21 protein-coding genes are annotated in these 19740 nt (G+C 59.9%); 9 read left to right on the top strand and 12 right to left on the bottom strand.

What is annotated here, in order from left to right:
* The first annotated feature begins 4 nt into the window (after window positions 1-4).
* Window positions 5-175 carry a hypothetical protein gene (locus tag ACR0MO_RS01835; protein WP_170519210.1) on the top strand — a complete coding sequence of 57 codons (171 nt, stop codon included), beginning with the start codon at window positions 5-7 and terminating at the stop codon, window positions 173-175.
* Between the two features lie 3 nt (window positions 176-178).
* Window positions 179-1363, top strand: coding sequence for a vWA domain-containing protein (locus ACR0MO_RS01830; protein WP_480626126.1), 1185 nt, complete (start codon window positions 179-181; stop codon window positions 1361-1363).
* Between the two features lie 69 nt (window positions 1364-1432).
* Here ACR0MO_RS01830 and ACR0MO_RS01825 read toward each other — a convergent pair whose 3' ends face one another.
* Both ACR0MO_RS01825 and ACR0MO_RS01820 read right to left on the bottom strand, forming a co-directional pair.
* Complete coding sequence (locus ACR0MO_RS01825) at window positions 1433-1876, bottom strand: YqfO family protein (RefSeq protein WP_480889442.1); 444 nt, start codon at window positions 1874-1876, stop codon at window positions 1433-1435.
* An 82-nt stretch (window positions 1877-1958) separates the two neighbouring features.
* Window positions 1959-2675: an ArsR/SmtB family transcription factor gene (locus tag ACR0MO_RS01820; protein WP_480626127.1), complete on the bottom strand. Its 717-nt coding sequence runs from the start codon at window positions 2673-2675 to the stop codon at window positions 1959-1961.
* Between the two features lie 181 nt (window positions 2676-2856).
* Here ACR0MO_RS01820 and ACR0MO_RS01815 point away from each other — a divergent pair, with 181 nt between their 5' ends.
* Complete coding sequence (locus tag ACR0MO_RS01815; protein WP_480582200.1) at window positions 2857-3543, top strand: M48 family metallopeptidase; 687 nt, start codon at window positions 2857-2859, stop codon at window positions 3541-3543.
* A gap of 106 nt (window positions 3544-3649) precedes the next feature.
* Here ACR0MO_RS01815 and ACR0MO_RS01810 read toward each other — a convergent pair whose 3' ends face one another.
* From ACR0MO_RS01810 to ACR0MO_RS01790, 5 genes are read right to left on the bottom strand one after another with little or no spacing between them, the layout of a single operon-like run.
* Window positions 3650-4192, bottom strand: coding sequence for an RSP_2648 family PIN domain-containing protein (locus tag ACR0MO_RS01810; protein ID WP_480889440.1), 543 nt, complete (start codon window positions 4190-4192; stop codon window positions 3650-3652).
* A complete protein-coding gene (locus ACR0MO_RS01805; protein ID WP_480889438.1) occupies window positions 4189-5391 on the bottom strand; it encodes an RSP_2647 family RNA methyltransferase in 1203 nt (400 codons plus the stop codon). The genes ACR0MO_RS01810 and ACR0MO_RS01805 overlap by 4 nt, the downstream gene beginning before the upstream one ends.
* A gap of 39 nt (window positions 5392-5430) precedes the next feature.
* Window positions 5431-5703: a hypothetical protein gene (locus tag ACR0MO_RS01800; protein ID WP_170519229.1), complete on the bottom strand. Its 273-nt coding sequence runs from the start codon at window positions 5701-5703 to the stop codon at window positions 5431-5433.
* Window positions 5687-8482 carry a [protein-PII] uridylyltransferase family protein gene (locus ACR0MO_RS01795; RefSeq protein WP_480889435.1) on the bottom strand — a complete coding sequence of 932 codons (2796 nt, stop codon included), beginning with the start codon at window positions 8480-8482 and terminating at the stop codon, window positions 5687-5689. Before ACR0MO_RS01795 ends, ACR0MO_RS01800 begins: the two co-directional genes overlap by 17 nt.
* Window positions 8483-8531: 49 nt before the next feature.
* Complete coding sequence (locus ACR0MO_RS01790) at window positions 8532-8918, bottom strand: nuclear transport factor 2 family protein (protein ID WP_170621959.1); 387 nt, start codon at window positions 8916-8918, stop codon at window positions 8532-8534.
* A gap of 143 nt (window positions 8919-9061) precedes the next feature.
* On the opposite strand from ACR0MO_RS01790, the gene ACR0MO_RS01785 reads away from it, so the two are divergent.
* The 4 genes from ACR0MO_RS01785 to ACR0MO_RS01770 all read left to right on the top strand — a co-directional run bounded on the left by ACR0MO_RS01785 (window position 9062) and on the right by ACR0MO_RS01770 (window position 11278).
* The gene (locus ACR0MO_RS01785) at window positions 9062-9484 is read left to right on the top strand and encodes a DUF2852 domain-containing protein (RefSeq protein WP_170450023.1); all 423 of its coding nucleotides are present in this window, start codon (window positions 9062-9064) and stop codon (window positions 9482-9484) included.
* Between the two features lie 66 nt (window positions 9485-9550).
* Entirely contained in the window at window positions 9551-9982 is a 432-nt protein-coding gene (locus ACR0MO_RS01780) for an RDD family protein (protein ID WP_170450020.1), read from the top strand.
* A gap of 75 nt (window positions 9983-10057) precedes the next feature.
* The gene (locus tag ACR0MO_RS01775) at window positions 10058-10882 is read left to right on the top strand and encodes an arginyltransferase (protein WP_170450018.1); all 825 of its coding nucleotides are present in this window, start codon (window positions 10058-10060) and stop codon (window positions 10880-10882) included.
* 6 nt (window positions 10883-10888) lie between these two features.
* The gene (locus tag ACR0MO_RS01770) at window positions 10889-11278 is read left to right on the top strand and encodes a VOC family protein (protein WP_170450016.1); all 390 of its coding nucleotides are present in this window, start codon (window positions 10889-10891) and stop codon (window positions 11276-11278) included.
* Window positions 11279-11414: 136 nt separating this feature from the next.
* Here the strand turns inward: ACR0MO_RS01770 and ACR0MO_RS01765 are convergent, their stop codons facing one another.
* The 3 genes from ACR0MO_RS01765 to ACR0MO_RS01755 form a co-directional block, all read right to left on the bottom strand.
* Window positions 11415-13769, bottom strand: coding sequence for a TRAP transporter large permease (locus tag ACR0MO_RS01765; protein WP_480889432.1), 2355 nt, complete (start codon window positions 13767-13769; stop codon window positions 11415-11417).
* Between the two features lie 17 nt (window positions 13770-13786).
* Complete coding sequence (locus tag ACR0MO_RS01760) at window positions 13787-14713, bottom strand: TRAP transporter small permease subunit (RefSeq protein ID WP_170450012.1); 927 nt, start codon at window positions 14711-14713, stop codon at window positions 13787-13789.
* A 120-nt stretch (window positions 14714-14833) separates the two neighbouring features.
* Window positions 14834-15916 (bottom strand): TRAP transporter substrate-binding protein DctP, encoded by a 1083-nt coding sequence (locus tag ACR0MO_RS01755; RefSeq protein ID WP_170450010.1) that lies wholly within the window; start codon window positions 15914-15916, stop codon window positions 14834-14836.
* A 247-nt stretch (window positions 15917-16163) separates the two neighbouring features.
* Here ACR0MO_RS01755 and ACR0MO_RS01750 point away from each other — a divergent pair, with 247 nt between their 5' ends.
* Entirely contained in the window at window positions 16164-17597 is a 1434-nt protein-coding gene (locus ACR0MO_RS01750; protein ID WP_170450008.1) for a cache domain-containing protein, read from the top strand.
* A complete protein-coding gene (locus ACR0MO_RS01745; RefSeq protein WP_170450005.1) occupies window positions 17594-18232 on the top strand; it encodes a response regulator transcription factor in 639 nt (212 codons plus the stop codon). The genes ACR0MO_RS01750 and ACR0MO_RS01745 overlap by 4 nt, the downstream gene beginning before the upstream one ends.
* Before the next feature lie 79 nt (window positions 18233-18311).
* On the opposite strand, the gene ACR0MO_RS01740 is transcribed toward ACR0MO_RS01745, so the two are convergent.
* Entirely contained in the window at window positions 18312-18695 is a 384-nt protein-coding gene (locus tag ACR0MO_RS01740; RefSeq protein WP_170621961.1) for a bleomycin resistance protein, read from the bottom strand.
* Window positions 18696-18740: 45 nt separating this feature from the next.
* Complete coding sequence (locus ACR0MO_RS01735; protein WP_480889428.1) at window positions 18741-19586, bottom strand: HalD/BesD family halogenase; 846 nt, start codon at window positions 19584-19586, stop codon at window positions 18741-18743.
* Window positions 19587-19740: the final 154 nt, after the last annotated feature.

Below are 19740 nucleotides of genomic sequence, written 5' to 3'. Positions count from 1 at the left end.
ACGAATGCTCGTAGTACTGGGAATGGCTGTTTTGGGTGCAATCCTGGGCGTTTTGAGCGCACGCAAGCGCAACGGCAACGCTGCGGATATGGCGCAATACGCGGCAGGCTATGGCATTGCCTTTGCCCTGGTGGGCCTGATCCTGTCGCTGATCCTTGTGCGGTTTGTGGGGTAGCCCATGTTCCTGCCCTTCTTCGAAAACCTTCGCAAAGCAGGCATCCCCGTATCCCTGCGCGAATATCTGACCTTTCTGGAAGGCATGAAGAAGGGTCTGGCCACCTATGATGTCGAGGCGTTCTACTACCTCGCCCGTGTCTCGATGGTGAAGGACGAGCGCAACATCGACAAGTTCGACCGCGCCTTTGCCGCCAGTTTCGAAGGGCTGGGCGAGATCAGCTTTGATCAGGTGCTGGATGCCGTCGACATCCCCGCCGACTGGCTGGCCAAAATGGCCGAGAAACATCTGAGCGATGAGGAAATGGCCGAGATCGAGGCGCTTGGCGGGTTCGACAAGCTGATGGAGACGCTGCGCGAGCGTTTGCAGGAACAGCAAGGCCGCCATCAGGGCGGCAACAAGTGGATCGGCACCGCCGGGACCTCTCCGTTCGGGGCTTACGGCTATAACCCCGAAGGCGTGCGCATCGGCCAGAAGGAAAGCCGCCATCAGCGTGCCGTGAAAGTCTGGGACAAGCGTGAATTCAGAAACTTGGACGACACAGTTGAACTGGGCACGCGCAATATCAAGGTGGCCCTGAAACGCCTGCGCCGTTGGGCACGCGAGGGCGCGGTTGAAGAACTGGACCTGGACGGCACCATCCGCGCCACGGCTGAACACGGCTATCTGGACGTCAAAACCCGGCCCGAGCGCCATAATGCTGTCAAGGTGCTGCTGTTTCTGGACGTCGGCGGTTCAATGGACCCGCATATCAAGGTGGTTGAGGAATTGTTTTCAGCCGCGCGGACCGAATTCAAGCATCTGGAATACTACTACTTCCACAATTGCCTGTACGAAGGCGTCTGGCGCGACAACCGCCGCCGCTGGGATCAACAGACCCCAACCCATGAGGTTCTGCGCACCTACGGCCCCGACTACAAGTGCATCTTCGTGGGCGACGCCTCGATGAGTCCCTACGAAATCGCCTATCCCGGCGGTGCCAACGAACACTGGAACCAGGAGGCCGGGCAAGTCTGGCTGGAGCGCGCGCGGGAACAGTGGAGTTCTAACCTGTGGATCAACCCGGTGCCCGAGAAGTACTGGGAATACACCCATTCCATCGGCATGGTCCGCGAGATTTTCGAGAACCGGATGGTGCCCATGACGCTGGCCGGGCTGGAACAGGGCATGCGGGACCTGACGCGGTAGCTGCGCTGCCCGCTTTAAGCCCTATTCGACCGACTTTACGCTTTGAAAGAACGGCGGCTTTTGCAACCGCTACCGGTGTTCTTCGGGCACCCAGTCTTCGGCATCGCTGTTCCAAAACCTGTTGGGATTGTCTTCGTCTACGCCGCGAATGTGAAGCGTCCGGAGATACTGGCCCACGTACACAACCGGTTCTTCGTAGGGGTGAGATGCATAAATGGCCTTCAGAACGTCCACGGATTTGGCTTCCTCACCGCCTAAGAAAAACGAGACTTCCACGCAGGGCACTTCGACTGCCTTCTCAGTAGCAGCATTGCGACCGCTCCCCAGTGACCTGAACTGCTGGGTTCCCAACGTGGTCTTGTATGTCACGGAATCATAATCTCCGTATTTCAGCCTGTCCTCGATCAGAACCGCATCCACGATCCTTTGTGCATGTGTATCGGGTACCTGAACAATAATCCGCAGCCCCTCTTCGGATACGAATCTATCATTGTCGAACGTGGGTAGTGCCATTGTTGCCTCCAACTGATGTGCAGTCGGAATAACCGGGATCGGTGTCACCGGCAGAAAAGACAGTTCGTTAACGACCGAAGTATCAGACTGGATTGAAGAGATCGATATCCGGTTGGGTTATACCGAACTGGCGCTTAAGCGCATTCCACCCTTCATCGGTGATGTTCAAAGCTCGACTGCCAGTGCGGCGCTCCAACCACCCTGCTTCCAGAAATCTATTCATGATCCCAGTTGCCAGCGGGCCCGAAATGTGATGCCGCCTCTCCGTCCAGTCGAGGCAGAGCTTCGCCGGAGGCTTGCCCGTACCACCGATTGGACTCTGGATGCCGATATCATCGAGGAAGCTTCGATAGCGCGGACCGGCTGAGAGAGTGTCATTGTGTACTTTCAGCACATTGAGCGCGATCAAGCGATCTGTCATCAAAACACCCATCCTGCCCGCGATGTGGTTGTAGCAACTGCGTGACAGAAGAGTGTCCGTGCCAAGCTGACCGGGACGCGACAAATGCTCGGTGGGAGAAAGCTGGGCCAGCCCTTCCAGAATTGCGGCGACTTCTGCATTGGCGATCCGGTGATAGATATGTCTTCCGCTACGTAGTGAAGCGGTCAGGCCTGCATGTTCGAGCTGCTTTAGATGACCACTTGCCGTCTGCGGGCTGACGCGTGCCGCACAGGCCAACTCCTTGTTGGTGAAAGCGCGGCCATCCATCAACTCGCAAAGAATTCGCGATCGGCTGGGATCGGCCAAAGCTGCGCCAATAATATCCAGTCTTGGTTCGACGGTCATACTGGCCAGCATATACGCACCCTTCAAACACAGCCAGAGCGAATGCTTCGATGGTGGCCGAAGTAAGAAGCTGTTTTGGCAGATCGGGTATTGGCGCAAAGGCAGCAAAATAACCGTTTATCCGCTTCGTTGCGCACAGCAGAATCTAAACTTTTTGTTTGCCCCCAAAGCCTCACGCTACCATATCTACCCCATGTTGCGTTTCACCCCGATCCTTCTCGCCATTGCTTATGGCCTTGTGATGTACCGGATTTCCGTCTGGCGCACCCATCGTGAGTTGGACCAGAAGTCGACCGAGCTGGCTGATCCGGCGTTGAAGCGGATGACCGATCGGCTGGCCGCCGCTTTGGATATCGCGCGGGTGCCGGTTTATATTTATGAGATTGATCCGGTGAACGGTCTGGCCGCGCCGGATGGGCGGATTTTCATCACGCGCGGGTTTTATCGCAAGTTCCGGAACGGTGAGGTCTCGGCCGAGGAAATGGCCAGCGTGATTGCGCATGAGCTGGGGCATGTGGCCTTGGGTCATGCGCGGCGTCGGATGATCGATTTCTCGGGACAGAACGCCTTGCGCACGGCGCTGATCCTGGTGCTGAACCGGTTCATTCCGTTTGTCGGCGCGATGATCGCCAATGCGCTGACCTCACTGCTGGCCTCGCGCCTGTCGCGGCAGGATGAGTATGAGGCTGACGAATACGCCGCTGCTTTGCTGACCAAGGCCGGGATCGGGATCGAGCCGCAGAAATCCCTGTTTCACAAGCTGGAAGATCTGACGCAGCAGAGGGCTGGAATGGTGCCTGCCTGGCTCATGAGCCATCCGAAGACGGGTGAGCGGATTGCGGCGTTGGAGGCGCTTGAGCAGCGTTGGGCGGGTGGCTGAAGGGGGCGTAGCGAGAGGCCAGCCTCGCCGCCATTGGCGCTCGAACCAATGGCGCACCAATGGCGGCTCTCCGAGATATTTTCAGCCAGATGAAGTGGGATCCCGCCTATTGAGTGAGTGCTTTGCCCAGACGCGGCAGGCGGGCTTTTTTCATCAGCGCGCGCAAGGTCCATTGGTCGCCGGACAGGCGGTTGGCTTCGGCCAGGATTTGGGTGGCGGTATTGGTCATGCCGTCGGGGTCGGTTTGCCAGAAGCTGTGAAGCAGAGTGTCGGGGTCGCGGCGGTCAAGCCCCTCTTCCGCAAGGATATTTTTTGGGAAATCCCTGGCGTTGACCGTGACGATAAGGTCGGCTGAGGCGTCAATGGCAGTTGCCAGAACGTGGATATCTGCCGGGTCAGGCAGCCACAGGCGCTGTTCGAGCCCCGGTGCGGGCGCGCGTTCGGCTTTTGGCCATTGCACCTGAGTCAGGGCGATTTCGGCGCGGGCCTGGGCCTCGCCCTCGGGGCCGAGTTTGCGGGCCGCGCGGGCCCATTCCTCTAGGATGCGGGCCGACCAGATCGGTGTGAAGTGGCCGAGTTTGGCGGCACCCAGCAGCATCTCTCGCATCACCGTGGGGTAGATGACGCAGGTGTCCAGAACCGCCTTCACAGCCGGTAGAACACGGCTTTGAGATAGCCGCTTTCGGCCAGTTGCGGCAGTTGCGGGTGGTCGGGGCCTGCGAAACCTGTGTGGATCAGTTGCGCTTGGCGTCCGGCCCGGCCAATCCCGCGCGATGAGGCGTCGCGGAAGCGTCCAAGATCGGCGGCGTGTGAGCAGGAGCAGAGGCCCAGATAGCCACCGGGCTTGACCAGCGGCGCGGCCAGACGCGCGATGCGCTCATAGGCGCGCAGCCCCGCATCCAGCGCCTGTTTCGAAGGTGCAAAGGCGGGCGGGTCGCAGATGACAACGTCGAATTGCGCGCCCTCCTCGCCCAACTGGGTCAGTACGTCGAAAGCGTCGCCCTGGCGGGTCTGGAAGCGATCCGAGCAGCCCGTGGCCTCGGCCCCTTCGCTTGCCAGGTCCAAAGCGGCGGCAGAGCCATCGACGCAGGTAGCTTGCGCGGCCCCTCCGGCCAGCATGGCGAGGCCAAAGCCGCCCACATGGCTGAACACATCCAGCACCTGTGCGCCGGGATGAACCAGTCGGGCAGCAAAGGCATGGTTCGGGCGCTGATCGTAGAACAGGCCGGTTTTCTGGCCGCCGGTCAGGTCGGCCATATAAGTTGCGCCATTCATCGGCACCGGCAGTGGCGCTTGGGGGGCTGCGCCGCGCAGGGTTTGGTTCTCGTCATCCAACCCTTCGAGCCCGCGAGTGCGGCCTGTGGCGTTTTTAAGGACGGTCGTCACTCCGGTCACCTTAACCAACGCGTCGGTGAGCGTGTCCAGATGTGCCTCGGCCCAGGCGGCGTTGGGCTGGATCACACAGGCATCGCCGAAGCGGTCGATGATCACACCGGGAAAGCCGTCGGCCTCGGCGTGGATCAGGCGGTAATATGGCGCGTCGAACAGACGCTCGCGCATGTCAAGCGCGCGGCGCAGGCGGGTTTCGAACCAATCCGCGTTCAACTCGGCGTCGAGGTCGCGATCCAGCACGCGGCACATGATTTTGGACTCGGGGTTGACGGCCACCAAGGCAATTGGCGCGCGTTTGTCATCTTCGAGCACAGCCAGTGCCCCGGCGGGGATTTTACGGGTGCGGCGGTCGGTGACGATGTCATTGGCGTAGACCCACGGGAACCCGTGGCGCAGACCGCGCGCATTGGCTTTGGGTTTCAGGCGGATACGGGGGCGGTCGGCGGTTTGGGTCATGACCGCCTCATAGTCGCGAACAGAGCGAAGGAAAACCCCTTAGCGCGGGCGTGAACGCCAGCCGCCGCGTCGTTTCGGGGCCTGCGCGGATTGCAGCCCCTCTGCCAGCACCTGTGTCATCGGGTGATCGGCCTCCTGCGCGGCATAGGCGGCGTGCAAGGTGGCCAGCGCCTGTTTCTGATCCAACCCGTCCGGCAGGCTCAGCGCCCAGTCTAGGAAGATGCTGCGGCATTCCGGCAGGGCGATACCTTCGATGTTATACGCCTCGCGGATCAGGCCCTTGGGGTCGTTGGGATCAGTGCTGCGCGCCATCTTCGCCCTCTTTGATTACGCTGCCGATGATCGCGGCGGCGGATGTGTAACTGTCTTGCAGCGCGGCTTGCAGCGCATCGACCTGATCGAACCCTGTGGCCCGGCACAGGAAAGCGGTTCCGCCCTCGCCAATGTCGTCCGCTTCGATCACCTTGCCCGAAAGCAGCCGCGCCGCGCATTGCACCGACCAGCATAGATCGTAACTGTCCTTGAGCGTTTGTGCCTGCGCGACATCCAGCAAACCGGCAGCGACTGCACCGTCGAGGCCCGAGCGGACATCCCGCTCCGCGATGCCCGCCAGCAATGCGCCGGTTTCGGCCATCAACTCGATATCCATCATCCGGCCGGGGCCGTTTTTGGCGTCCCAAACGCCAGCAGGTGCTTTTGCGGCGGCCAGACGGGTGCGCATCTCGGCCACTTCTTGCAGCACCTTGTCGGCCGCACGCGGGTGCGACAGGAATTCGGCCCGGAAAGTTTCAATATCACTTGCCAGACCGGCATCGCCCGCGACCACATGGGCGCGCGTCAGGGCGAGGTGTTCCCAGACCCATGCTTCCTCTTGCTGGTAATGGGTGAAGCTGGCCCAACTGGTGGCGACCGGCCCTTGATTGCCCGAGGGGCGCAGGCGCATATCGACCTCGTAGAGGCGGCCCTGAGACATCGGGGCCGACAGCGCCGTGATCAGCGCCTGCGTGAAACGGGCATAGTATGTGCGCGTTGCCAGCGGACGCGGGCCATCGGACATATCCTGATCCAGCGGGTCATAGATCACGATCATGTCCAGATCGGATTGTGAATTGATCCGCCCTGCGCCCAGCGATCCCATGCCCAGAACCGCCGCACCGCGCCCCGGTGCAGGTCCGTGTTTGCGGGCGAAATTGTCGGCCACATGAGGCAGGATCGCCGCGATGACCGCCTGCGCCAGATCGGCGTATTGGCGACCAGCTTGCGCGCCGTCGATCAACCCACGCAAGTGGTGCACACCGACACGGAAATGCCACTCCTTGCACCAGCGCCGCGCCAGATCAAGCTGGGTCTCGTAGTCTGCCTCGTCCTCCAGCGCCTGCGCCAGTTCCGCCTGCAACGCCGCTTGCCCCGGCCAGTCGGCAAAGAAACTGCCACCGATCACGGCATCGAACACGGACGCATTGCGCGACAGGTGCGAGGCCAATGCATGCGACGTGCCCACAATGTCGATCAGCAGATCAATCAGTTGGGGGTTGGCCTCGAACAGGGAAAATAGCTGCACGCCAGCGGGCAGACCGGCCAGAAACCCGTCCAGCGCCAAAAGCGCCTCTTCGGGCTTGGCCGTCTTGGCGAGGCGCGACAAAAGCTCAGGCCGGAGCCGGTCAAAGATCCGCCTGCCCCGTTGTGAGCGCAGCGCCGGATAGGTCGCCCATCGGGCCAGAATGCTCTTGTCAAACGTGACCTCTTGTTCCGGTGTCGGAGACGCCCCGGGTCCGGGCGCAAAGAACCCTTCGGTCAGCTCATGCACTTCGCTCAGGCGGCGGGTCAGGTCAGCGGTCAGGTCCGCGCTGGTGGTCCCCATCAGGCAGGCGACGCGTTCGATGCCGTCCGCAGATTTCGGCACCTTATGGGTCTGAGCGTCATGGATCATCTGGATGCGATGTTCGACCTCGCGATGGGCGCGATAGTGATCGGTCAGCTTTTCAGCGACGTCTTCCGGCACCCAGCCCTTTGCGGCCAAGGCTGCCAGTCCGGGCACCGTTCCACGCACGCGAAGATCCGGGTCGCGTCCCCCGGCGATCAACTGGCGGGTCTGGGTGAAGAACTCGATCTCGCGTATCCCGCCCTGCCCCAGCTTCATGTCGTGGCCCGGGATCGAGAGGCTGCCGCCCGTCCCTTTGTTCTCACGAATACGCAGGCGCATGTCATGGGCGTCCTGAATGGCGGCGAAATCCAGATGCCGACGCCAGACAAAGGGGCGCAGCGTTTCCAGAAACCGCTGCCCGGCTTCAATGTCGCCCGCACAGGCGCGCGCCTTGATATAGGCTGCACGCTCCCACGTCCGGCCCAGGCTTTCGTAGTACCGCTCGGCCGCTTCCATCGCCATGCAGACCGGAGTCACCGCCGGATCGGGCCGCAACCGCAAATCGGTGCGGAACACATAGCCATCCGCCGTCTTGTCGCTAAGCGTGGCGCAGAAATTGCGGGTGGCCCGCACCATCCCCTGCCGGGCTTCATAAAAGTCATCCGGATCAAACCGCGTCTCGTCAAACAAAATGATCAGATCGATGTCCGAGCTGTAATTAAGCTCATGCGCACCCATCTTACCCATCGCCAGAATGACCATACCGGCGGCGGTTTCGACGTCATCCTCGGTCATGCCGGGCAGTTTGTTGCGCCGAATCAGGGTGGCAATCTCGGCCTTGGCCGCCACATCCGCCGCCAAAGCTCCGAAATCGGTCAGCGCAGCGGTCACCTTTTCCAACGGCCATGCGCCCGCGATGTCGGCCAAAGCGGTCAGCACTGCCATGCGGCGCTTGGCAAGTCTCAGGCCCGGTTTAAGCTGGTCAGGCGCAAGCGCACGAGCCGTTGCCATAACCTCTTCCAGCGCCTCATCCGGATGGTGCAGCGCGTTTGGCAACCACTCTCTTTCTTGCTCGATCAGACCTTTCAGATAGGGGCTTGATCCAGCCGTCCCGGCGATCAGATCGCCTTGCTCAGCACTCAGATCCGGGATCAAAGCGCGCGTTTCATCCCCCAGCGAGGGATCAAACGCACGCGGCAGACGATTGATGGACAGGCTATTATTCATACCCGGACCCTGCGCATCGCCGCAGGGCAAGGTCAATGGGGCAAACGCATCACAGGTCCTGAACCGGAGTGTCCTGGCTAAAGCTGTTGACCCAAACCCCATGCCGACGCTCCCATAGGGAGGAAATCAGCATCGCGCCCCATTCGGTGGCGTCAGGGCGCAGGTAATCCGCCCTATAGGACAACAGCACAACGTCAGGCGTCAGAACCCGCAGCTTTTCCTGGCTCAGCTTGAACTCGGCCATTGTCGGTGCATCTGCGAACTGACCCACATGGTCGTCGCGATTGGCAAAGCCAGAGGGATAAACACCCAGAAAATCAGCGCTCAGCAGTGCCCTGTCGGCGCTGGCATCACCATTGACCAATGCGGCCCAGACCTGCGTTTCAAGCTTCAGAATATCAGCAAGCGAAGGGGCGGTTTCGATTTCTACAGTCATGCCTGCACCCTGCGCGCGAAGCCCTCTGCCGTCAACCGATCCACAAAATGTAAATCTTTTTCACATCGAGCCCTTGCAACCGGTCAGAACCTCCCCATCTAGACAATGTGAAAGGAATTTACATCAAACCCTGGAGAGACCACATGACCGCATTGTCCGAACCCGCCGCCCCTGCAAACCCGGGATGGCTTCACCGCACCGAGGCCTGGATGGACGACAAAGGCAAAGGCGCCTGGATCGCCGCCATGGTCCTTGGTTTCATCTTCTTCTGGCCCCTGGGCCTGGCCCTTCTGGCCTATATGATCTGGAGCAAACGCATGTTCAGCAAGTCCTGCAGCCGCCGCAAATCCTGGCACAGCCATATGAGCGCCATGAAACCTTCCGGCAACAGCGCGTTCGACGCCTACAAGGCAGACACTCTGGCACGGCTGGAACGCGAACAGCAGGATTTCGAGGCCTTCCTGCATCGCCTGCGTGAAGCCAAGGACAAGGCCGAGTTCGACCAGTTCATGGATGAACGCGCCCGCGAGAACACCGAAGACGAAGGCAAAGGCGAACCTGCCTAAAGCCCCTTGCCCTGTCCCGAATTTTCGGGACAGGGTGACACGACCTTATCTCTGAGACAGTTATACATGACCCACCTGCCCGATCCTGATCGCCAGCCCGAATTTTACCGATCCGTCGCGACCAAACGCTTTGTCGCGTGGCTGTTCGACATCGCCTTTATCTCACTGCTGTGCATCGTGCCCGTCTTCCTGACATTTGGCGCGGGGCTGTTCTTCCTGCCGCTGATTTATGCAGTCATCAGCTTTGTCTACCGAGTGATCACCATTTCGAACGGCTCGGCCACTCTGGGCATGCGCTTCATGGGGATCGAGCTGCGCGATTCCTTCGGCGAGCGTATGGATATGGGCAAAGCCGTGGCCCATACCGCCGGATACTTCATCAGCATGGCGTTTTTCGTGGTCCAGATCATCTCGATCATCATGATGCTGACCAGCGCCCGTTGTCAGGGCCTGACCGATGCCTTCCTGGGCACAGTCATGATCAATCAGCGGGCCTGAACAGCCTTCGCGTGAATCACTTGGCGGCATCAAAAACCGTTGCTATCATCCGGTCCGAGGCTACATGGGACCTTCATGCGACACACGCTGCCAATTGCGCCACAATTCTATGTGACGGCCCCCCAGCCCTGCCCTTATCTTGAGGGCAGGATGGAACGTAAGCTTTTTACCGCCCTGCAAGGCGAAGGCGCAGACCAGCTGAACAATTCCCTGTCACAACAAGGATTTCGCCGGTCGCAAAACGTGCTCTATCGCCCGTCCTGCACAGATTGCGCGGCCTGCCTGTCGGCCCGGATCGACGTTGCCGCCTTTCGCCCGACCAAAAGCCAGAAACGCGCGGCAAAACGCAACTCTTACCTGCAACGCCGCGCCACATCGCCCTGGGCCACGGACGAACAATACGAACTGTTCCGCCGCTACCTCGATACCCGCCACGCCGATGGGGGCATGGCCGATATGGACGTCTTCGAATTCGCCGCGATGATCGAGGAAACCCCGATCCGCAGCCGCGTTGTGGAATATGCCGACCCCGAAACCGGCAACCTGATTGCCGTCAGCCTGACCGATGTGCTCGATGACGGGCTGAGCATGGTCTATTCCTTCTATGATCCGCTGCAGCCTCAGAACTCTCTGGGCACCTACATGATACTCGACCATATCGAAATCGCGCGCGAGGCCGGCCTGCCCTATATCTACCTGGGTTACTGGGTGCCCGGCAGTCCGAAAATGGGGTACAAGGCCAAGTTCTCAGGGCTCGAAGCCTATGTGCAGGGGCAATGGCAGAAGATCCGGAACCCCGACACCTTCTCGGACGAGTCTCATCACCCTCTGTCCTCGGCACCCATTGCCGAACAGGTGGCGAATATCCAACTGCCAGACCGCCACCCCACCAAAGGCTGACCCAACATGAAACAAACCCTGCACGCCGTCACCCTTGTGGTGCCGGAGTATGATGCTGCAATCGAATTCTACACTGAAACGCTGGACTTCGCCCTGACACAGGATATCGACCTCGGCGGCGGTAAACGCTGGGTCCTTGTCACACCTCCCGGCTCTGACGGTGCCTCCCTGCTGCTGGCCAAAGCCGACGGCCCGGATCAAAGCGCCGCCATCGGCAACCAAACGGGCGGCCGGGTCGGTTTCTTCCTGCAAACCGATGACTTCGAACGCGACCACACGAACATGCAAGGCAAAGGCGTCACCTTCGAAGAAGAGCCGCGCCATGAACCCTATGGCTCGGTCGCCGTCTGGCGCGACCCGTTCGGCAATCGCTGGGACCTGATCCAGTTCACCTGATCCATTCTTCATCTGGCCAAAAATATCTCGGGGTTGAATTGGCCGCAGGCCAAGAAGGGGCTGGCCCCTTAACGCCAAACAAACAAGCAAAAGGGGGCCAGCAGGCCCCCTTTTTCAATTTGATCACCCAATCAGATCAATTCGGGATCAAATCCGGCACAATAGTCACAATCGCCGGGAAGGACCACAGGATCGCAATCCCCACCACCTGAATGATCACAAACGGCACCACACCACGATAGATATGGCCCGTCGTCACCTCTTTCGGCGCAACCCCGCGCAGGTAGAATAGCGCGAACCCGAACGGCGGCGTCAGGAACGAGGTCTGCAGGTTCACCGCCACCATGATCGTCACCCATTTCGGATCAAACGACCCGCCATAGATCACCGGGCCCACGATGGGGATCACGATGTAGATGATCTCAAGGAAATCCAGCACAAAACCCAGAATGAACAGCACCAGCATCACAATCAGGAAGACCGTGAACTCGTTGTCAAAGCTCTTGAGGAATTGCTGGATATAGTGTTCGCCCCCGAAGGAAATCACCACAAGGTTCAGCAACTGCGACCCGATCAGGATGGTGAACACCATCGAGGTCACTTTGGCCGTTTCCCGCACCACCGGGCTCAGAACCCCGCTGGAGAACAAGACCCAGCAACCAAAGATCAGACCAAACAGAGCATAAAGGTATGCCGCATAAGCCAGAATAAACGCGATCCAGGTTTCGACCGGCACATTCCCCTGAGAGATGCGCAGATCGAAATTCACGCCCATCAGCAGGCAGATGATCACTGCAAAGGTTGACCAGATGATCACGCTGCCTGACCGCTCCTGATCCTGCAGCTTGCGATAGGCTGCCAGCATGATCGCACCACCCGCCCCCAGCGCCGCAGCGGGTGTGGGGTTGGTGATACCGCCCAGGATCGAACCCAGCACGGCGATGATCAGAACCAGCGGCGGGAACACCACCCGGATCAGATCGTTTGTCGCACAGCGCGCGGCGGCCTCTCTGCACCCGTAAATCGCGATGGCAAAGGGTATGGCCAGCAGAACAAAGGTCAGCCCGGATGAGGTTGTCGGCGCGATAAACAGAATATCGACCAGCAACATCAACAGAAGGCCAATCGCCCCCACGATCAAAGGCTGCGGCGAACGCGACGGGGCGATGCCCCGACCCAGAACCAGGGTCAGCGCCAGCAGAACCACGACAATCGCGACACCAGTGCCGATGGGCGCGGCGCTGGCGAACTTGGCCTCGCGGGCGGCGGCCAGTTCCTCTTCGCTCAGACGTTCGGCATTGGCGATGCCACCGGCGGCGTCGATCTCTTCCTGCTCGGCCACCGCCTGATCCCAGGCCGCTTGACCGTGCAGGTCGATCATCGACGCTTTACACTCTTCGGACACGTTCGTGCGCAGTGATGCGCCCTGCCCCACATCCGAGAAGGCCGAGACCGAGATATTCTGGCTGCCGATCACCCCGGCACTGCCCAACAGGATCGCTCCAATAATGATCGCAGCCGGTGCACCCAGCAACCATGTCAGACCTTCGGACCGCGTGATCGCCTCGCCCGAGCCGCCGGTCAGTTCCACCGCGGGGGCCTTGTCGGGGTTCAGCAACGCGTAGCCAAAGGCATAAAGCGCATAGAGCAAGGCCAGCATGATCCCGGGCAGCAGCGCCGCCTGGAACAGGGTTCCGACCGAGACCACCGCAGGCTCGCCCAGATAGGTCAGCGCATCGGTACATCCGGCCTCAACCGCGCGGGTTTCCTGCGCGGTCGAATAAAGATCACCCGCCAGAGTCCCCAGAAGAACGATCACAATCGAGGGCGGAATGATTTGCCCCAGCGTCCCCGAGGCCGCGATGACACCGGTTGCCAATTCGGGCGAGTAGTTATTCCGCAACATGGTCGGCAGGGCCAGCAAGCCCATGGTCACCACGGTCGCTCCGACAATACCGGTCGAGGCGGCCAGAAACGCACCCACAACCACGATAGACACCGCCAGACCACCCGGCAACGGGCCGAACACACGGGCCATTGTGGTCAGCAGATCGTTTGCGATCTTCGAGCGTTCCAGTGTGATGCCCATCAGAACGAACATCAGCACGGCCAGCAGCGTCTCAATCGACTGACCGGCCAGAACACGTTCGTTCATGCGGTTCACGATGAAGGACACGTTGCGATCCAGCGCGGTTTCCCAGCCTGCAGGGAAAACCGGTTCTCCTATCCTCGGCAAGTCAGGGTATCGGAACACCGAGACCGAATCCGGTTTCACCCCCGTTGCGACCAGATCGCGGTACATTTGCGAGCTGGTATCGATTGCCTGATGGATCAGCAGCCCGGCGCTGTCCAGCGCGGCGATGATACCGAATGAGATAACCCCGGCCCCGCCGATGGCAAAGGCCACCGGGAACCCGGACAGGATACCTCCGAAGAGGCAGAAGAATACGATAATGAGGCCTATCTCGACGCCATCAAGTCCGAATAGCATTGTCTTGGTCTCCGTCCTTAATGTGCGCCTTCATAGGCTTCTTCACCCTCGCCAAGGCTGTCCTTGTCGAGGTATTTTCCGGCGCTTTCCGGGCCTTCCACGTATTCAAGATACGACCGCCACAGGAACGCGACCGCGTGCAGGAACACCATGCCCGCAAATAGAACGAGCAGGATTTTGAACAGGAAGTAGCCGTTGAACCCGTTGGGACTGAACCCGATGGTTTCCACGTTCCAGCGCAGGGCGCGTGACTTGGCCACGAGGCGATCCAGCGTGTCACTGGCCGATGGTTTCGGCACGATCAGGTGCCGCCACATGAAGTACCAGCCATACATCCATGTCAGCACTGCCATCGGCATCATGAACAGCACCGCGCCACACATATCGACCACGCGCTTGGCCCGGTGGCTGATACCCGCATAGATCAGGTCAACCCGCACATGCCCGCCCTGAACGAATGTATAGGTGCAGCACAGGCAAACGACCATGGCGTTATAAAGTTTAAGTTCTTCCGCGAACCAACTGATATCCTGACTAAAAGGGATACCCAGACCAAAAGACATATCGGGCCGCGCAAACACCCGTTGCATGAAGACGATTACGATCTGCTGGATCACCATCAGCAAACCCGCCCAGGCAAAGAAGCGCCCGGTTGTGTTCGCAAACCCTTCGAGGCCGCGCACCATGCCCCACATGAAGTTTCGGTAGTAGAGGCCAATGGCCGTCAGCACCAGAAACAGGGTGAAGACCACAAAGAAGAACTCGACCGAGCCGCCGTAATAGACAAAGCGCATGATCGCTTCTTTGTCGGACCAGTTCAGCCACAGCTGCGGATGCGTGACCGCATATCCGAAATTATAGAAGGCTTCGGCAATGTTCTGAATGAACCAGATCAGTCCATTCCACAGGGCGCCGAAAAACGAGATACCGTTATCGTCCTGCATGTTGTCCCCGGGTCGCGTCAGTTGCATCGCTGATTATAGCGGCATGATGGGTCCGCGCATATGCAACAGGAAAGGTTTCCCCACGCAGGCGGGGAAACCGTTTAGTCTGATGACTGGCGTTTAGCCGCGAACGCGGTCGCGCTGCGAGGTATAGACACCCGACGACAGGTTGTTCCACGCCGACGATGCTGCCATCGACTCCATGGCGCTGTCGTGGATTCGCTTGAACAGCTCGTCGCCCATGTTTTCGTCCAGAACCTCTTGGCTGGCCTGACCGAAGGCGTCCCAAACGGCATCCGGGAATTCCATGACCTTAACGCCGCCCGACTGCAGACGCTGCAGGGCTGCACCGTTATTGGCCAGGAACTGCGCCAGGTTCCACTGGTGCGCTTCGGCGGCTGCGATCTCGATGATCTTCTGTTGCGCCGGTGTCAGTTCGTCGAACACGTCGCGGTTGGTAGCCAGCGACAGACCCGCGCCCGGCTCGTGGAAGCCTGCGGTGTAGTAGGTCTTGGTGATTTCCTGGAAACCGGCCTTTTCGTCGGCCCACGGACCGATCCACTCGGTCCCGTCAATCGCGCCCGAGGACAGCGCCTGATACACTTCCGAACCCGGAATGTTCTGAACCGATGCACCCAGCTTGCCCAGCGCCTGTCCACCCAGACCCGGCATACGGAATTTCAGACCCTGGAAGTCTTCGGGGCCGTTGATCTCTTTCGAGTACCAGCCACCTGCCTGCGCGCCGGTGTTGCCAGCCAGGAAGGATTTCAGGCCGAAGATCGAGCCCAGCTCGTCATGCAGCTCCATGCCGCCATCGTGATAGTACCAGTTCACCAGTTCCTGCGCGGTCATGCCGAACGGAACAGCGGTGAAGAAGGCATAACCCGGATGCTGGCCCACAAAGTAGTAGTCCGCCGCGTGGTACATATCGGCCTGACCCGACGAAACGGCGTCAAACACTTCAAACGCGCCAACCAGCTCGCCCGCAGCTTTGATTTCAACGTTCAGGCTGCCGTCCGACATCGCGTTGATGCTGTCGGCGCAGCGCTGTGCGCTGTCGAACACGCCCGCAAGGCCACGGCCCCACGAGGTTACCATGGTCAGGGTCCGCTGACCCTGCGCATAGGCCGGAGCCGCCAGTGCCGTTGCCGCAGCAGCCGATCCGCCCAGAGCGGATTTTTTCAGAAATGAACGACGATCCATATAAGTGTTCCTCCCCTTTATAGTCGTAACCCGGACAGTTCCGGGCCTGTCGCATTCAATAGGCCGGAGCGTAATGCCGAAGATGTGAAAGGGAATACCTACTACTGCGTAGAAAACCGGATTTCTGACCCTTTTTCGCGGGTTAATCCCTGTGAAACTCCAGCCCAATCGTGTCTTTTCAGCCCTTTTAAGCCCGAATTGTTCAATCTTTTTGCATTTTTGCCGCCGCTTGCGTATCGATTCGACCATGCAAAGACTTAGAAATCTGGTTTCGCTGACCTATGCGCAGAAACTGTCTTTGGTTGCGGCCATCCCTCTGGTCGTTGCCGTTGCCGCGATTGCCATACTGGTCGCCTATCAGGCCCGTGCCACCGCCGAGCGCGAGATCCAAGCGCTGGAGCGCAGCCTGATCCAGGCCAAGAAGGAAGAGTTGAAGAATTACGTCACCCAGGCACGCAACGGGTTTGCCTATATCTACGGTCGCGCCGAACCGGATGATGATGTCGCCAAAACCCTAGTCACTCAGATCCTGTCCGCCATGATCTACGGGCAGGACGGGTTCTTTTTCGTCTACGATTACGATGGCACCAATCTGGTCAGCCCGCGCCAGACCCAATTCATCAACCGCAATTGGGAAGGGCTGACCGACAGTGACGGCACCCCGATTGTCGACGAATTCATCACTCTGGCCCGTCAGGGGGCCGGTTGGCACAGCTTCATGTGGCAAAAGCCCTCGACCGGGGAAGAGGCGCAGATGATCGCCTACGTGGTGGGCTTGCAGGATTGGCGTTGGGCTGTGGGCACCGGCGTCTTCATCGACGATATCGTGGCCACCGTCGCCAATGCCCGCGCCGAGGTCGAGGCGCGGGTTCAGCGCACCTTCATGTATATCGGCGGCATCGTTCTGGCTGCTGTGCTGATCGTCTTTGCCTCGGGCATGCTTCTGAATATCCGCGAGCGGCGGTTGGCCGATGCCAAGCTGAAGGAACTGACTCAGCGCGTCTTTGATGCGCAGGAAGAAGAACGTGGCCGGGTGGCGCGTGAATTGCATGACGGTATCAGCCAGATCCTCGTCGGCGTGCGCTACGCTTTGGACAATGCCCGCCGCCGCCTGTCGCGCGGCGATGATGCGGGCGCTCAGGACCCGCTGGACAAGGGCATCGATCACCTCGGGACTGCCATTACCGAGGTCCGGCGCATCAGCCGCGACCTGCGCCCCGGCGTGCTGGACGATTTGGGCCTCGGCCCTGCATTGAAGGCCCTGACCGATGATTTCCGCGACCGCACCGGAATCGAGACCGAGTTCTCGACCGTCGTGTTCCGCAACCGGCTGGACCATGACAGCAAGATCGCCCTCTACCGTATTGCGCAAGAGGCGCTGACCAATATCGAACGCCACGCGGATGCAACCCGTGTTACAATCGATCTGCGTGGCCACAAGAAGGGCGCGACCATGCGGATCACCGATAACGGGCGCGGGTTGCGGACGGAACCGGGCCAGATCACCACCGGGATCGGGCTGCGCAATATGCAGGAACGCATCGAACAGCTTGACGGATCGCTGCGTATTCTGTCATCACGCGGCCCGCGCGGGGGCACGGCGATCGAGGCCAGCCTGCCGCTCAGCCGCCTGCTGCCGCCGCAGGAAGACGCAACCCCGAACCGAAAGGCCGGTACATGACAATCCGAGTTCTCATCGTCGACGATCACCCGATGGTGGCCGAAGGCATCCAGTCGATCCTGGAAAGCTATGATGAGATCGAGGTGGTCGGCACATTGGGCAGCGGTCAGGCGGCGGTGGATCAGGCGGTCGGGCTGGCCCCCGACGTGATCCTGATGGATCTGAACATGCCCGGCCTCGGCGGCCTGAGCGCGACCGAGATCATCCTCGAACGCCTGCCCGAAACCCGTATCCTGATCCTGTCGATGCATGACAGCCCCGAATATATCTCAACCGCACTCAGCCACGGGGCCAAGGGGTATATCCTCAAAGACGTCCCCACCGATGAGATCAAACAGGCCATCGACGCCGTGATGCAGGGTCAGCAATACCTGTGCACCGGCGCAAGCGGATCGCTGAAACCCAAGGGCGACAGCACGCGCGAGGCATTGACGGGCCGCGAACAGACCATTCTGCTGGAACTGGCGCAGGGCAAATCGAACAAAGAGGTCGCGCTTGCGCTGGATATCTCGGTCCGCACCGTTGAAACCCACCGCAAGAACATCAAACGCAAGCTGGGCATCTCGTCCACGGCGGGCCTGACCCGCTATGCGCTGGAACACGGTGTCTTGCAGGGCACTGGCGTCGGCTACTGACGCAGCCGCAGCGCGGCACGCGCTGCCCGGCCCAACCAGAGGAGATGCGCCGCAGGTGCTGCGACGATGGACGGGAGGCTTACTCCCTTGGCCGAATATCCTCACCAAAGAAGATCAGCGTTCCGTCCTCATCGATGACGTGGAATTCCCGTTGCAAATACGGCTGGTCAAATGGTGGACGCACACGCCCCTCGGGCAGATCGCTTAGCCCGTCTTTCAGGCTTTCATACAGCGCGTCAATGTCCTGAACGTCGATATAATAAGACTGATTGTCCCCCAAGGGTTTGCCATCTTCGCGCGGCGGGCATTCCAACAGCCGAATGGCAATCGGGCCGTTCTTCAAAAACGCGTAATTGTCCTGCCTGAAGTTGCATTCAAATCCCAGCCGCGTGCAGTAGAACGCGATCTGTGCGTCCAGCGACGCGCACAGTACAAATGGCGTGAGTTGCAGGATGTTGGACATTCCGGCCTCCGCAAGAAACAGCTCCATCCTACACGCTGGGCCGTATCAATCCAGCAGTTGATCTTTGCGCGTCCCTTCCCGTTCGTAATGGTGCGGCAGAACGCGGCCATATAGCTGCCGCGTCCGCTCGATCCCACCGCACATCCCTTCGGCCTCGACAAAGGAAAAAATCCCCACATAGCGACGCCGCGCCCCGGAAACCGGCGCAACCCGGTGCAGTGAATACCGCCCTTTGAATATCTGAAGATCGCCCGGTTGAAGTTCCAGCTGACAGACACGGGACATATCGCCATCCAGAACCGAAGCGACCGCATTGAAATTCTCATCCTCTGCGGTGCGCAGGTTCGGCGCATACTCAAACGCCCCGCCCTGTTCCCCGTTCTGAATGGCAAGAGTGACGGTGAAATTGTTGGTGTCGAAATGCCAGGGAAAGCCCTGCCCCTCTTCCACTAAATTGATAATCACATCCGCCAGCGGGTCGTCATAGCGAAAGAACCTGTCCTCAGGTTCATCCAATGCGGCGCGTATGAACGGCAGGAAGCCGTCAAACTCGTAAATCCGGCGCAGCGGGCTGGATTTCGGGAAATTGTCAGCCGGGACAAACGCGTTTGACCGATCATAAAAGCGCCGGATCGGGTGGCCGATGCCAAACCGGGGGTCGTCTTTTGTGAAATAGGCGTTGGTGCGATTGAACGAGCGATGCGCCTGCGGCGCGACGGCGTCCGCCTCCTGCACCAGCAGATTCAGCCCGTCCTGATGTACAAACCCCGGCAAAACGGCGCATCCATCCTGCTCCAACTCGCGCTGAATGTCGTCGATCATCCGGTCATAGGCATGAGACCCCGGACAATCTATCGGATAGCGCCCCAAATCCACCAGATCGTGCAGCATGATGAGCCTCGCAGTTGGTTCCGTCCCCCACAGCGTGGCGCAGACACAACCACCGATCATGCCCGTTTCGGACATTCCGTTGACGCATTCCGACCAGTTCAAATCCCGTTCAACCGGCGGATTTCCACCACAAATTGCCGGAAGTTCCCGGCAT

Source organism: Ruegeria sp. K5, assembly GCF_056531805.1.
Note: the sequence above shows the minus strand (reverse complement) of the source record. Positions and strands in the feature narration are given on the sequence as shown.